This window comes from Amycolatopsis orientalis DSM 40040 = KCTC 9412 (genome assembly GCF_000478275.1).
Lineage (GTDB): Bacteria > Actinomycetota > Actinomycetes > Mycobacteriales > Pseudonocardiaceae > Amycolatopsis > Amycolatopsis orientalis.
This window is the reverse complement of record NZ_ASJB01000091.1, coordinates 67,462-81,901: the sequence shown is the minus strand read 5'-3', so window position 1 is coordinate 81,901 and position 14,440 is coordinate 67,462. Positions and strand designations below refer to the sequence as shown.

Annotated in this window: 10 protein-coding genes, 1 tRNA gene and 1 pseudogene; 8 read left to right on the top strand and 4 right to left on the bottom strand. The window is 66.8% G+C overall.

All coding sequences use genetic code 11. From position 1 onward, the window contains the following. Nucleotides 1–3: 3 nt before the first annotated feature. Nucleotides 4–1,437: a diaminopimelate decarboxylase gene (lysA, locus tag L324_RS37005; protein WP_037320010.1), complete on the bottom strand. Its 1,434-nt coding sequence runs from the start codon at nt 1,435–1,437 to the stop codon at nt 4–6. Between the two features lie 5 nt (nt 1,438–1,442). Next, a complete protein-coding gene (argS, locus tag L324_RS37000) occupies nt 1,443–3,098 on the bottom strand; it encodes an arginine--tRNA ligase (RefSeq protein ID WP_037320008.1) in 1,656 nt (551 codons plus the stop codon). A gap of 200 nt (nt 3,099–3,298) precedes the next feature. On the opposite strand from argS, the gene L324_RS36995 reads away from it, so the two are divergent. Next, entirely contained in the window at nt 3,299–4,096 is a 798-nt protein-coding gene (locus L324_RS36995) for a thioredoxin-like domain-containing protein (RefSeq protein ID WP_037320006.1), read from the top strand. 8 nt (nt 4,097–4,104) lie between these two features. Further along, on the top strand, nt 4,105–4,818 hold the full coding sequence (locus tag L324_RS36990; RefSeq protein WP_037320004.1) for a DUF305 domain-containing protein: 714 nt from the start codon (nt 4,105–4,107) through the stop codon (nt 4,816–4,818). Nucleotides 4,819–4,908: 90 nt separating this feature from the next. Here L324_RS36990 and L324_RS36985 read toward each other — a convergent pair whose 3' ends face one another. Next, a complete protein-coding gene (locus L324_RS36985) occupies nt 4,909–5,826 on the bottom strand; it encodes a cation diffusion facilitator family transporter (protein ID WP_037320002.1) in 918 nt (305 codons plus the stop codon). A 151-nt stretch (nt 5,827–5,977) separates the two neighbouring features. After that, nucleotides 5,978–7,102, bottom strand: a complete 1,125-nt coding sequence (locus L324_RS36980) for an epoxide hydrolase family protein (RefSeq protein WP_037320000.1) — start codon at nt 7,100–7,102, stop codon at nt 5,978–5,980. A 209-nt stretch (nt 7,103–7,311) separates the two neighbouring features. Between L324_RS36980 and L324_RS36975 the strand changes: the two genes are divergently transcribed. The 6 genes and pseudogenes from L324_RS36975 to L324_RS36945 all read left to right on the top strand — a co-directional run bounded on the left by L324_RS36975 (nt 7,312) and on the right by L324_RS36945 (nt 13,943). Further along, a tRNA-Arg gene (locus L324_RS36975) sits at nt 7,312–7,384 on the top strand. A 561-nt stretch (nt 7,385–7,945) separates the two neighbouring features. Next, nucleotides 7,946–8,386 (top strand): annotated as a pseudogene (locus L324_RS41935) (transposase); the annotation flags it as partial. A 1,021-nt stretch (nt 8,387–9,407) separates the two neighbouring features. Continuing rightward, nucleotides 9,408–10,610 (top strand): NucA/NucB deoxyribonuclease domain-containing protein, encoded by a 1,203-nt coding sequence (locus L324_RS36960; RefSeq protein ID WP_235783759.1) that lies wholly within the window; start codon nt 9,408–9,410, stop codon nt 10,608–10,610. A gap of 4 nt (nt 10,611–10,614) precedes the next feature. Continuing rightward, nucleotides 10,615–11,208 (top strand): hypothetical protein, encoded by a 594-nt coding sequence (locus L324_RS36955; RefSeq protein ID WP_037319989.1) that lies wholly within the window; start codon nt 10,615–10,617, stop codon nt 11,206–11,208. A 633-nt stretch (nt 11,209–11,841) separates the two neighbouring features. Continuing rightward, the gene (locus tag L324_RS36950) at nt 11,842–12,735 is read left to right on the top strand and encodes an alpha/beta hydrolase (protein ID WP_173426443.1); all 894 of its coding nucleotides are present in this window, start codon (nt 11,842–11,844) and stop codon (nt 12,733–12,735) included. A gap of 11 nt (nt 12,736–12,746) precedes the next feature. Next, nucleotides 12,747–13,943, top strand: a complete 1,197-nt coding sequence (locus L324_RS36945; protein ID WP_235783758.1) for a serine hydrolase domain-containing protein — start codon at nt 12,747–12,749, stop codon at nt 13,941–13,943. The last annotated feature ends 497 nt before the right edge of the window (nt 13,944–14,440 follow it).

Sequence of the window (14,440 nt, the reverse complement as noted above, 5' to 3'; positions counted from 1 at the left end):
TTGCTAGACCTCCAGGCGCAGCATGTCGTCCGTCGTCTCCCGCCGCAGCAGCACGCGGGCGCTGCCGTTGCGCACGGCCACCACCGCGGGCCGCGGCTGCCGGTTGTACCCGCTGGCCATCGAGTAGCAGTACGCCCCGGTGGCCGCCACGGCGAGCAGGTCGCCGGGAGCAAGAGTGTCGGGGAGCCAGCAGTCCCGGACGACGATGTCGCCGGACTCACAGTGTTTTCCCACGACCCGGGACAGCGCCGCGGAGACCTGGCCGTCCCCGTCGTCGTCCGAGGTCCGGGATACGAGACGGCAGTCGTACACCGCGTCGTAGAGCGCGGTGCGGATGTTGTCGCTCATCCCGCCGTCGACGCTGACGTAGCGCCGGGCGGCCTTGTCGCCGAGCGAGACGTCCTTGATGGTGCCGACCTCGTACAGCGTGATCGTGCCGGGACCGGCGATGGCGCGGCCCGGCTCGCCGGCGATCTTCGGCACCGGGAGACCGGCGTATTCGCATTCCTTGCGGACGATCTCGCGGATCTGCGTGATCATCTGCGCGGGCGGCGGCGGGTTGTCCTTGTCGGTGTAGGCGATACCGAAACCGCCGCCGAGGTCGACGATCGCCAGCTGGTCGAGCAGGTCGGTGCCGTGTTCCTTGGCGAGTTCGGCCAGCAGGCCGACCACCCGGCGGGCGGCGACCTCGAAGCCGTCGGCGTCGAAGATCTGCGAACCGATGTGGCTGTGCAGGCCGATCAGCTTCAGCGACGGCGCGTTGAGCACGCGGCGCACGGCCTCGGCCGCGTCACCGGAGGCCAGCGAGAAACCGAACTTCTGGTCCTCGTGCGCGGTCGCGATGAACTCGTGGGTGTGCGCCTCGACGCCGACCGTGACCCGGATCAGCACGTTCTGGACGATGTCGTGCCGGGCGGCGACATCGGCCAGCCGCGCGATCTCGTAATAGGAGTCGACCACGACCGTGCCGACGCCCGCCTCGATGGCGGCTTCGAGTTCGGCGACCGATTTGTTGTTGCCGTGGAAGGTGATCCGCTCGGCCGGGAAGTTCGCGCGCTGCGCGACGGCGAGTTCGCCGCCGCTGCAGACGTCCAGGCTCAGTCCCTGCTCGGCCACCCAGCGGGCGATCTCGATGGACAGGAATGCCTTGGACGCGTAGTGCACGAGCGCCGGGTCGTCGAACGCCTCGGCGTAGTCGGCGCAGCGCGACTTGAAGTCGGCCTCGTCGACGACGAACAGCGGCGTGCCGTACTTCTCGGCGAGTTCGCGGACGTCGACGCCGGCGATGCGCACGACACCGTCTCCGCCGCGGAAGGTGTTACGGGGCCAGACCTTCGGATACAGCCTGTCGAGTTCTTCGGGACTCGACGGCGGGAAACCGGAAGCGTCGGCGTGGGGGTAGACGTCGGCGTGGCGGGGGCCCGCGGGGTGAGCCATTGCTTTTACATCCGTTCCGGAGCGGAGACACCGAGCACGGTGAGGCCGTTCGCCAGCACCTGGCGGGTCGCTTCACACAGCGCGAGCCGGGAAAACGTGAGAGGGGTGGTCTCCTCGTCGCCCTTCGGCAGGACCCGGCCGACGGCGTTCCACTTGTGGTAGGCGCCGGCGAGTTCTTCGAGATACCGGGCGACGCGGTGCGGTTCGCGCAGCTGCGCCGCTCGGCGGAGGACGGTCGGGAATTCGCCGATCGTGCGGATCAGATCGCCCTCCGCGGGCAACGTAAGCAGACCGAAGTCGACGTCGCCATCGAATTTGAGGCCGAGGTCGGAAGCGTTGCGCTGCAAGGAGGCCAGCCGGGCGTGGGCGTACTGGACGTAGTAGACCGGGTTGTCGTTCGAATGCTTGCGCAGCAGATCGAGGTCGATGTCCAAAGTGGAATCGACGGAGTAGCGGATCAGCTCGTAGCGGGCCGCGTCGACCCCGACCGTGCCGACCAGGTCCTCCATGGTGATCACGGTGCCGGCGCGTTTGCTCATCCGGACCGGCTTGCCCTCGGAGACCAGGTTGACCATCTGGCCGATCAGCACCTCGACCACGGCCGGGTCGTCACCGAAGGCGGCCGCGGCGGCCTTGAGCCGGGCGATGTAGCCGTGGTGGTCCGCGCCGAGCATGTAGATGCAGAGGTCGAAGCCGCGTTTGCGCTTGTCCTGGAAGTAGGCGAGGTCACCGGCGATGTAGGCCGGGTTGCCGTCCTTCTTGATGACGACGCGGTCCTTGTCGTCGCCGTGTTCCTTGGACTTCAGCCACCAGGCGCCGTCTTCGAAGTAGAGGTTCCCGGAGTCCTTCAACTGCTGGACCGACGACGAGACCGCGCCGGACTCGTGCAGCGAGTTCTCGTGGAAGTAGACGTCGAAGTCGGTGCCGAAGTCGTGGAGGCTCTGCTTGATCTCGGTGAACATCAGCTCGATGCCGACCCGGCGGAAGGTCTCGGCGCGTTCGTCGTCCGGCAGCGACAGCGCGCTCGGCTCCTGGCGGATGACCTCGGCGGCGATGTCGTTGATGTAGCCGCCCGCGTAGCCGTCCTCCGGGGCGGGGTCGCCCTTGGCGGCCGCGATCAGGGAGCGGACGAAGCGGTCGATCTGCGCGCCGTGGTCGTTGAAGTAGTACTCGCGGGTGACCAGGGCGCCCTGCGCGGACAGCACGCGGCCCAGCGCGTCGCCGACCGCGGCCCAGCGGGTGCCGCCGAGGTGGATCGGGCCGGTCGGGTTCGCCGAGACGAACTCGAGGTTGATCTTGACGCCGGCCATCGCGTCACCGAGGCCGTACTTCTCCCCGGCGTCGAGGACCTGCTGGACGATCTGGCCCTGCGCGTCGGCGGCGAGCCGCAGGTTGAGGAAGCCCGGCCCGGCGACCTCGGCCGAGTCGATCCCGTCCGCGGCCGCGAGCGCCCCGGCCAGCGCGTCGGCGAAGTCGCGGGGCTTCATGCCCGCCTTCTTGGCCACCTGCAACGCCAGGTTGGTCGCGTAATCGCCGTGCTCGGGGTTGCGGGGACGTTCGATCGTCACCTTCTCCGGCAGCACGGAATCGTCGAGGCCGCGCGCGGTGAGAACCTGCACGGCTGAGTTACGGACCAGGTCGGCGAGAGCTGCGGGAGTCACTCGCGGAATTCTAGGTGTGACCAGGTCCGGGCTTCGCAGCGACCGCCGGAAGGTGTGAGCCAAGCCGGTGATCTTGCGGCTGTTCACCGTGATCAGACGCGCGGTCTCTACACTGGCCCGCGCAGGGACCACCCCCTTTGGAGAACGCAGGAGCCATGGCTAACGGGACAACCAGAAAAAAGGGCGCGCCGAAGAACGCCATGAAGGCAGCCCGTAGTTCCGTCGTGTCCAAGAAGGGCACGCCGTGGGGCACGATCATCGCGGTCGTCGCGATCGTCGCCCTGGCGGCCTCGGTGGTCACCTATTACATGGTCGCCTCGGCGCCGAAGCGCGAGCAGAAGACCCGTGAAGAGGCCGCTGCCGCCTTCGCGCCTTCGCAGCAGGACCCGGACCCCTCCAAGCGGATCAACGGGGTCGTCACCACGAAGTACGAGGGCAGTGTCCACGTCACGGCCGCCGAGCGCGTCGCCTACGACAAGACCCCGCCCTACGGCGGCCCGCACGACCAGGCCTGGGCCGCGTGCAACGGGGTCGTCTACCCGAACGCCGTCCGCAACGAGAACATGGTCCACGGTCTCGAGCACGGCGCGGTCTGGATCGCCTACAACCCGCAGCAGGTCACCGGTGAGCAGCTCGACCTGCTGAAGGTCCGCGTCGAGGGCAAGCCGTACACGGTGATGTCGCCGTACCCGAACCTGGACAAGCCGATCTCGCTGCAGTCCTGGGGTCACCAGCTGAAGCTGGACAGCGCTTCGGACGAGCGCATCGACCAGTTCATCGCCGCCCTGCGCACCAACCCGTACGGCGCGTACCCCGAACGTGACGCCACCTGCGACGCGCAGATCGAGCCGGGCGAGTTCAACCCGGCCCCGCCGGGACCGGACGCCAAGCCGATGGACTACAAGGGCACCGCGGGCACGCAGCAGGACGGCCAGCCCGGCGCCGGACAGCCCTCGCAGCCGCCCGCCAGCCAGCCGTCGGCGCCCGCGACCAAGTAATGAGCCAGATGGACCCCGATCTCCAGTACGTCGACGAACCGGACGACACTTCGCGGTCGGCCAAGAGCCGATGGCTGGTGATCGGGGCCGCCCTGGTCGTCATGCTGATCCTGGGCTTCGGCCTCGGCGCGCTGACGACCAGGCTGATCGACTCCGATCCGGAAGCGACGACCCCGGGGGCGGGCTCGGTCGAGGTCGGCTTCGCGCAGGACATGTCGGTGCACCACCTCCAGGCCGTCACCATGGCGGGCTGGGCGCGGGACCACACGACCGATCCGGCGATCAAGACCCTCGCGTTCGACATCGAGCGCACACAGACCGGTCAGGTCGGCCGGATGAAGGGCTGGCTGGGCCTGTGGGGCCAGCCCGAACAGGCGACCGGCGCCTACATGACCTGGATGACCGAGCCGATGTCCGGCCACCCCGGCCATGGGGGCGCCGACATGAAGCCGTCGAACGGCGCGCCGATGCCGGGGATGGCGACGTCGGCCGAACTGGCCAAACTGCGGTCGCTGACCGGCAAGGAGATGGACGTCTTCTTCCTGCAGTTGATGCTGCGGCACCACCTGGGCGGGACGGCGATGGCGCAGTACGGCCACGACCACACTTCCGTGCCGGACGTGAAGTCGCTGACTCAGAGCATGCTGGTCTCGCAGGGCGCCGAAGTCACCCTGATGAAGAGCCTGCTGCAGGAGCGCGGCGCCGCTCCCCTCCCCGACTAGAACGCGTTTCGTCCTCTGGATGCGGTAGTTGGCAACGCGAACTACCGCATCCAGAGGACGAAACGCATGACGGGGCGGGCGGCCGGGCGGCTACCAGGAGAGTTCCCGGCAGCGCCGCGCGCACTGGGGCACTTCTATCTGCAGGGTCGCGTGCTCGATCGAGTAGCGGTTCGCCAACAGGTTCTGCGCCTCGGTCAAGACCGCGGACTGCTCAACGGTGGGCGCGATGGTGAGGTGCGCCGAAGCGACCTCCATCCCCGAAGTCAGCGTCCAGACGTGCAGGTCGTGGACGTCCTCGACACCCTTCAACGCGCCCAGCTCGGTCTGGATCCCGGCGACGTCGACCCCCTTCGGCGCGTGCTGGAACAGGATCCGTAGCGCACGGCGGGCGAGGGCGTAGGTGCGGGGCAGGACGAACAGGCCGATCGCGACACCGATGATCGGGTCGGCGTAGCGCCAGCCGGTCAGCAGCGTGATCGCGCCGCTCAGCAGTACGCCGACGGAGCCGATCAGGTCGGCGAGGACTTCCAGGTACGCGCCCCGGACGTTGATGCTCTCCTCGGCGCCCTTGCGCAGGATCAGGAACGAGACGATGTTCGCGACCAGGCCGGCGGCCGCGGCCAGCAGCACGGGCAGACCGGGCACGGCGGGCGGGTCGCTGATCCGGCCGACGGCCTCGAACAGGACGTAGCCCGCGACGCCGAACAGCAGGATGGCGTTGGCCAGCGCCGCGAGCACCTCGGCCCGGTAGAACCCGAACGTGCGGGTGTGGGTCGGGCCGCTGCGCCTGGCCAGCATGATCGCCGCCAGCGCCATACCGACCCCGAGGACGTCGGTGAACATGTGCGCGGCGTCGGAGATCAGCGCGAGCGAGCCGGTGGCGAACCCGACGATGAACTCCATGACCATGAAGCCGGCGCCGATGACCAGGGCGATCGTCAGGCTCTTGAGGTAGCGGCCTGACGCGCTCGACGGCGAGGCCGTCCCATGCCCGTGCCCGTGACCCATTGCTCCGCCTCTCGTGAAGTCGACAGGCCGAATATATTGTCACATGCGCATATGTGCAATACAGGTGAGCCTAAGTTCACCATGTCTTAAGCCACACAAGGAAGCCATCCCCCAGGAGGGCCTTCCCGAAACCTGAAACCGACACGCACCGCTACCGAAGCGCCCGGAAGAACCCCCTCAGCTGGCCGACGAAGGCCTCAGGTTGCTCGAACGCGGCGAAGTGACCACCCTTGTCCAGCACCTCGTACCAGCGGAGATCGGTGTAGCGCAGCTCCGCCCAGCGCCGGGACGGCCGGATGATCTCGCGGGGGAAGATCGAGATACCCGAAGGGACCTCGACTTCGGAGACGTCCCGCTCCTTGTTCTCCCAGTAGATCCGCGCCGACGACGCCGCGGTCCCGGTGAACCAGTAGACGGAGATCGCGTCGAGCATCTGACGCCACGACAGCGCCGTCTCCGGCGAGCCGTCGTTGTCGGTCCACTCCCAGAACTTCTCGGCGATCCACGCCGCCTGCGCCGCCGGCGAGTCGGCGAGCCCGTAGCCGAGCGTCTGCGGGCGCGTGGCCTGCTGCTGGGCGTACGCGGAGCCGACCTCCCGGAAGCGCGCGAGGTCGGCGATCGACTCCTTTTCGTCCGCCGTCGGCTCCCCCAGCGCGGCCGCGTCGTACGCCACGCCCGCCATGTTCACGTGGACGCCGATCAGCCGTTCCGGGACGAGCTTGGCGAGCATGTTCGTCACCCCGGCACCCCAGTCGCCGCCCTGCGCGACGTAGCGCTCGTAGCCGAGGCGGTCCATCAACTCGTCCCAGGCCCTGGCGATACGCTCGACGTTCCACCCGGTCGACGACGGCTTGTCGCTCCAGCCGAAGCCGGGCAGTGAGGGCGCCACGACGTGGAACGCGTCCGCGGGCTCGCCGCCGTGCGCGACGGGATCGGTCAGCGGGCCGAGCACGTCGAGGAACTCGACCACCGAACCCGGCCAGCCGTGCGTCAGCACGAGCGGCGTCGCGTCCGGCTCCGGCGAGCGGACGTGCAGGAAGTGGATCCCCAGACCGTCCACAGTGGTCTTGAACGCCGGGAAAGCGTTGACCCGGTCCGCCAAACCGAAGTCGTAGTCCTCGGCCCAGTACCGGCACAGCTCGCGGGCGAACGCCAGCGGGACACCCTGCGTCCAATCGTCCACCGTCGCGGGCTCGGGCCAGCGTGTCGCACGCAGCCGGGCCCGCAGATCGGCGATGGCGGCTTCGGGGATCCGCACCTCGAACGGTTCGATCACGACGTCCTCCCGGTTCGTTGGTCCCCACCAACGCTAGCGGCTGACGGGACCTCTCCGCAGCGACGACCGAAGCGACTGAAATCGCTGGTCAGAGGCACCTCAGGCGTCTTCGTCGTCCACGCCGCAGAACACCGCCGCGGTTAAGGGCCACCGCGCGCGAGGACGCCGGACGGGATGCGCTAAGCTTCCCACGTCGCCCAGGCGGCAACGCCCTCGTAGCTCAGGGGATAGAGCACTGCCCTCCGGAGGCAGGTGTCGCAGGTTCGAATCCTGCCGAGGGCACACTGATGAACAGTGTTTTCAGCTGCTCATCCATATCGGTCATACCATGATTCGTGACATGAACTCGCCAAATGGGCGGGCTCTGCCCCTTTGACTGGCTTCACTCGATTGCGTATGGCCTCTTAGGTCTTGCTGCCAACTGGGCCAACGTTGTGGAACGCTCCCTCGGGCGACTCCTGGTCGAGAACATGGACGTGGGTCACTCCTTCGACTGGACTGCCATTGAAGGGTCCAACCGCTACCGAACCATCACAGGGAGCGGCTCGACCGTATGGGTCACCGCGGATGCGGCTTACAGTGACCTGACGGCATCGCTTCCAATGCTCGACGCAGGCGCCTACGGTTTTTCGGATTGCACGATGCCCGCATAGCGCGGTGGGCCGATGTCGCGAGAGCGATCCGGCCAATACCGTGACGTCGTCTTGACGGCGCTCAGGCTCGCGGGTGTCCGCAACAGCCGCAGCCGCTTTGGCAACGAGCGCGCCCAGAAGGTTCGGTCGGCGCCCATGGCCTTCTCTGCCGCTGATACGCACCGGTATCCGTTCAGCTCTGATCAATGCGCGCATGGGCGCGAACCTGGTCGACGACATCCTCGCCGCCCTGGACGAGCAGACCGTCGCCCGGCGCCGCCGTCGCGGACAAGATCCTACCCAGGCTCGCCGGCAGCCTGAAAACTGTTCTGCAGCAACGAAACACGTTGCTATCGAAGTCGAGGAGATCCTTGACGCGCACCCTCTTGTCCAGGTCTTGACCTCGATGCCCGGCATCGGCGTCGGGGCCGCCGCCCGCACCGGCAACCGCGGGCTCAACACGCGTTCTTCCTGTCAACCTTCGCAGCCCTGTCCAACCCCACCAGCCACACCTACTACCAGGGCAAACGCGACGAAGGCAAGAAACCGCAATGCCGCCCTCATCTGCCTCGCACGAGGACGCTGCGACGTCCTCTACGCCATGCTCCGCGACCAAACCCACTACCAACATCCCACGGCATCAGCCGCTTGAACGTCACCGCACGGAAGTCCGCGCGTGACACAATCAACGCCATGTCGACCATCCGAAAGGGCAATGCCGCGTAGATCACCAGCCCGTGTCCGGGCGGATATGCATCGCCGCTGCCGCACTGATGAGCGGATTTTCACGCTTCAGGGCCTCTCACCCCGAGGGCGAGCCAGCATCGCCCGCCTCGAACGCACCCGGCTTTGGCCCGGCGCCTCCGCCGAAGCACTTCAAGCTTGGAGACTGTTCGTCCACGAACCCATGCATCGACTCTGGGACCCTCAAGGTGGCTGCGGTGTGCCGCATTGCTGCCCCGACCCGGCTGAACTGCGACGAACCCTCGACCTCGTCGCACACGCCCTTCCGCCCAAGGACGCCAGAACCTTCCGGCAACAACTCGCAACCCTCGATGAACTATGGTGACCAGCAAGCTGGCTCCCAGTTGACAACCAACACAGGGCCCCCGGCAGTCGGCGAACCGCACTCCCTTCCTGGCGCTCGTCGGCGTGAGCACAAACTCATCGCCGACTCGATCATGACAATGCGCGTCTTGCCGGCGAAGTACGGCAAGGATCCCAGGGCGCCGTGCCGCTCTCGTCGTTCGCCGAACACTTTCATGCATCTTCCGACCGATCCGAATAGCAGAATATCTCGACGTCGACTCTACGAAATTCAGAGACGTCGCACTTCCATCGACCTCGTAGCCAATCAGCGCTTGACGCGGTAGAACAACTCCCGGTAGACAGATATCGTTAGTTCTCAACCAGGGGGAAATGAGAATAAATTCGAAATAGCCAGACTGCACGCAGTCGTCATTGTTCTCAGCATCCCCGCCTGGTTGCGATTCACGGTTCCCGCTACCACAATTGGGGTAAATGTGCGTTTCGGAAATTCGCGAAGACATTATTTCACCATAGTCTTGACTTGCGCTTTTTTGCTCATTTCCCAGCACGCAGGGATCGCCTCCGCTGAGTCTCGCAGCGAGGGCTTCATTGTCACCGTCACCAACAATGATCAGCCCGCTCAGGTGAGCGCTCCAGGCACCGATACGCAGCCTCTCCCTCGAGAAGCTACGTTCGCCGAGGGCCGCGAGGCAGCAGCTAAGACCGGCGCCCACTCCTACGTGTCGCCCGCCGATGCCACCGTGCGACAGCAGATCGAAGAACTCGGGTCAGCGAACAACAGCAAGCGGATCGCCGAACAGAATCCGCCTCAGCCGATCATCGACACCTGCCGCAACGACCCTCGCGCCGATGGCGGAAAAGGACACGTATTCCACCGGTTGTGGTGGTGCCAGGAACACGGATTCACAGCAAGAGCAACCGACACGAACGGAAACCTCCTCGGTGAGGCCTCGGTCAACTACCTCGCGATCGCCTGGGGCAGCTACACCAGCCGAGACATCCTCATCGAATTGCAGAAAACCACCCTCGGCAAACCCACGGGAGTCTTCTCCGACCCGGATGCCGTCCGCTTCATCATCGGCGCGAACTGCGCCGACACCGGCACCGGAAACGGATGCGCCGTGCACTACCCCACGGTGAACAAGACCTTGACCGAGTGGGGGAACGACCAGGAATGGCATAACTGGCTGATCACCTCCGACGAAAGCAAGAGCACATCCCCCGACCTCGTGCTGCGGCACCGCTGGAACCTCTCCGCGAGCGTCGAAGTACCCGGAGGCAACGGCGGCCCCTACCCGTCCCCCACGCCCTATCACCTGATCCGCTGCGACTCGGCCACCTACTTCGCCGGCCGCCCCAAAGCCTGCATTAACGACGAGGTACTCCCCTACATCACCTACGAGATCAACTCCGCCCCGGCCATCAGCGTTCACGACATCGCGGTCCATATCCGCGAGGCACAAGACACACCCGATTTGACCTTCCCGCCCTCACCCACACCGAAGAGAATCCCCGGCAAATACATCTACGAGAACCCCAAAGACAACGGGCTCCGGCGCATCCCCGAAGCCGACGAAGGCCCCAACCGTGCCGTGGTGCGCCAAGCCTGCAACCAGCTCAGACCGATCCCGAGTGACGAACAGTGCGACGAATACCCGTTCGCCTCGACCATGGAGGGCGCCGCCAGCCCCGACTGGGACTTCTCCGCGAAATCCGTAAACGGCCGCGAGAACACCCGTGCCGGCGGCTATCTGCGCTGGTACGTGTTCTGGGATCGCATGCTCTACCGCGACATGGACAGTTACTACGTCAACATCATAGATTGAGCCCATGAGCCAGCCGATCGCTCAGGCCACCATCCAGGTCAGGATCGTCGAGGGGCACTTCCTCATCGAAGACGACGACATCGACCCACCGACCTTCCCGGCCTTCGCGGAGGCCGACGACTGGCTGCTCACCACCGACAACCAAATCGCTGTCTGCAGCGCTTCGGGAGAATGGCACGTCCCCGAAGCGCTGCTTCAGCGGTGGACCACCGCACCGCCTGCCCCCGGCCCCGGCTGGGAGATTCACCAGCAGCGGCAATGCCACTTCTCCAGCGGCGTCCTCAACATCCTGAACCCCGCACGCGAAGAAATCTTCGGCACCTTCGACCTCGAGACGCCAGGCTCGTACCACATACGCGCCCACACAACCGACCGAGACAACACCAGACGCATGCTCGACAACGCCGCGACCACCGCCGGAGATCAACCCATCCACGGCATCGAAAAGTTCCTCATCCAGTTCTGGCCAGCACCAGAACACCCCCGCGACCGCACCTCGACAGCGGCCGAACCGCACATCCCCGACCGGTTCACCGAAGTCACCACACTCGAGCGAACCACCCGAGAACGGCGACAGCGGGCCCACGACACGCATTGACCGGGTGCCGCAGGACAGATGACTCGGCAGCCCCCGAAGCCCAACCTCTCCCTACTGGTCGCGCCGCGCGCGGATCACCGTCCCGCGGTGGCGTTCCTCCACACCGACCGTCGACCGCACGCCCGGTTCAGGCCAAGCCGCCGGTGCTTCGAACTCCGGAACCGGCATACAACCTACGGCAATCTCCGCTCGTCAGCATGAGTGCCCGTGATCGATGGTCGTCACCAGACAAGAAGTCAGCCGGATGGCCGCATGCGCGCGCGTCCGAAGGTCCAACCTGACGCTTTACCACCCGGGCAGCACCGTGACACCGTCTTCGGTAGAGACGAGCGCCCGGCTGCCAAGAGACGCCCCGATGCACCGCGCCCGCTTGAGTGATTTCCGCGAGCTTGTCCAGCCGAGTTTTCGCGACATGAACCCGAGCGATCTGGCGAAATTTCTGAGACCTCGCGCTCTTCATGCCGCCAAGCGTCGTCGCGCAGGGCAGAGCATGTCCGCTTCCGAGTCCACTTGCGACAGTCGTGCGACAAGTGCCCGCCTGACAGGGGATAGCGACGATCGGCGCGTGATCTGGGCGGAATGCCCGACGCGTGGCGGGTGATCCCGGCGGTGGCGGCCAGAAGGATGGTCGCCATGGATCCCGAACTCGAAGCATTCATCCCGTTCCTCCCGCCGTCCGACCTGACCGACCCGGTCGCCGACCGCAAGACCTACTCCGAGCTGGCAGGCGCGCGGCCCGCACCGGATACGACCGGAATGGAGATCGAAGACCGCACGGTGCCCGCCGATCCGGACGTGCCCGTGCGGATCTATCGCCCTCTCCAGGCACAGGGCGCGATCATCTGGTCGCACGGCGGCGGACATGTCATGGGCGACCTCGACACCGAGCACCCGCTGGCGATCCGGATCGCCGACGGGGCGGGCGCGGTGGTGATCTCGGTGGACTACCGCCGGGCCCCCGAGCACCGGTACCCGGCCGCCCTTGACGACGTCTACGCCGTGCTGACCTGGGCGGCCGAGAACGCGGCCGAACTCGGCATCGACCCGGAACGGATCGCGGTCGGAGGCCACAGCGCGGGCGCGAACCTCGCGGCCGCGGTGGCGCTGCGGGCTCGCGACGAGCAGGGCCCCGCGATCCGCTTCCAGGTGCTCAACGAGCCCGGCCTCGATGACCGGCTGGAGACGTGGTCGGCCCGGAACTTCACCGAGACGCCCTGGCTGTATCGCGACAAGGTCGCCCGGTCATGGGCGTACTACCTGGGCTCCACGCCCGCCACGCAGTACGCCGCCCCGGCTCGGGCCACCGACCTGTCCGGCCTGCCACCGGCCTACATCGCCAGCGCGGAGTTCGACCCGAACCGTGACGAGTCGATCGCCTACGCGCTGCGGCTGCTGCAGGCGGGCGTGTCGGTCGAGCTGCACCAGTGGCCCGGCACCTTCCACGGGTCGGGGGCGATCCCCGCCGACGTCTCGCAGCGGCAGTTCGCCGAAATCACCGCGGCCGTGCGCCGCGCCCTGGCCCATTGAGAGGACGAGTCTTGAAGATCCAACTGGTGGTAATGGCAAGCGTGGCCGCGCTGGTCGTCGGTACGAGTACGGCGGCGGCGGCCCCCGCGCCCCGCCTCGATCGCGCCGCACTGCAGTCCACATTGGACGCTGTGCATCGCGCCGGGATGCCGGGCGTCTACGCCGACGTGCGCAACGCGGGCCAGACCTGGCGCGGCGCGTCCGGGGTCGCCGATGTCCGGACCGGCCGCCCCATCCGGGCGGACATGCGACAGCGCGTCGGCAGCATCACCAAGACCTTCGTCGCCGCCGCGGTCATGCAGCAGGTCGAACAGGGCCGGATCCGGCTCGACGCGCCGATCGGCGGCTACCTGCCGCACCTGGTGCCAGGTGAGCGCGGCGACAAGATCACGGTTCGGATGCTGATCAACCACACCAGCGGCCTCGCCGAATACCTTCCCTACGCGTACCCGTCGTTCAAGGCGTGGCCTTCACTGCCGGATATCTCGGCGCAGAGCGTGGACGACAACCGGTTCAAGCAGTTCCGCACGGCCGACCTGATCGAGATGGGGGTCAAGGCGCCCGCCACCGGCGAGCCCGGGAGCACCCCGGGCGTGTACTCCAACACCAACTACCTGTTGCTCGGCGAGCTCCTGGAGCGGGTAACCGGCACGACGGCGGAGAGGTACATCACCCGCAACGTCATCGAGCGCGCCGGGCTCCGGCACACCGAGTTCCCGGACGGGCCGTGGGTCAAGGGACCGCACTCGCGGATGTACGAGGCGCTGTTCGGCCTGGTCGACCCGCCGCGCGACTACAGCGTCTACAACATGTCCTGGGTGATGATGGGAGCCGGTCTGGTCTCGACTGTCGAGGACCTCAACCGCTTCTTCGGCAAGCTGCTCGCGGGCGAGATCGTGAATCGGTCATCGCTGGCGCAGATGCAGCACACGGTCCCGGTCATCGCCCAGAACGGGCAGCTGATCGACTATGGCCTGGGGCTGCACAAGGCCGAGATCCCGGGCTGTGGGACCTTCTGGGGCCACGACGGCTCGACATGGGGAGCCCAGTCGGAGTCCTGGATCCGAGCCGATGGGAAGCGGCAGACGTCCTTCGCGGTGAACCTGGCGCGGTGGAACAAGCTGGACTCCTCCGGGAATCCGCGGCCCCACCCCATCGACGGCGCGCTGGCGGCCTTCAAGCAGCGCGCGATGTGCGATGCGCGATGAGCGCGACTGACCTTGCCGAGGCGGAAACGAGCATGGCGCGGCTGCTTCGCCCCTGTTTCGGGAGCTTCATCACCGTGATGGTCCTGTAAATCCTCGGCGCTGTCGCGGGTCTGGCGCTTCTGCCGGCGGTCGCCGAACCGGGCGCACCCTGTTGTCACCTGGCCTGATCGATCAGGATCACGGTGATAGCGGGTGCGCCCGGTTTGTTCGTCCTGCTGCTGTCGCCCGCGAACTCCGCGGCGCACTGCTCTCGGCGGGGAACGCCAACGTGTCTCCATCGCCCGATCACTGTTGCAGAACGCGCCCATCGTGCTGCTGGCGAAGTGGGCTCGGTGAACGAGGCGGCTGCCCACGAGGGCATCGAACGCCTGATGGCGTGCCGCGTTGATATTGAGAGGTAAGGCAAACGTGGCGTGATCGACTCAATGCCGTGAAGGTCCCCTTACCTACCCTCAAAGTAGCGAAGGAGACCTTCACTACTCGGCGGCCGGTTCGTG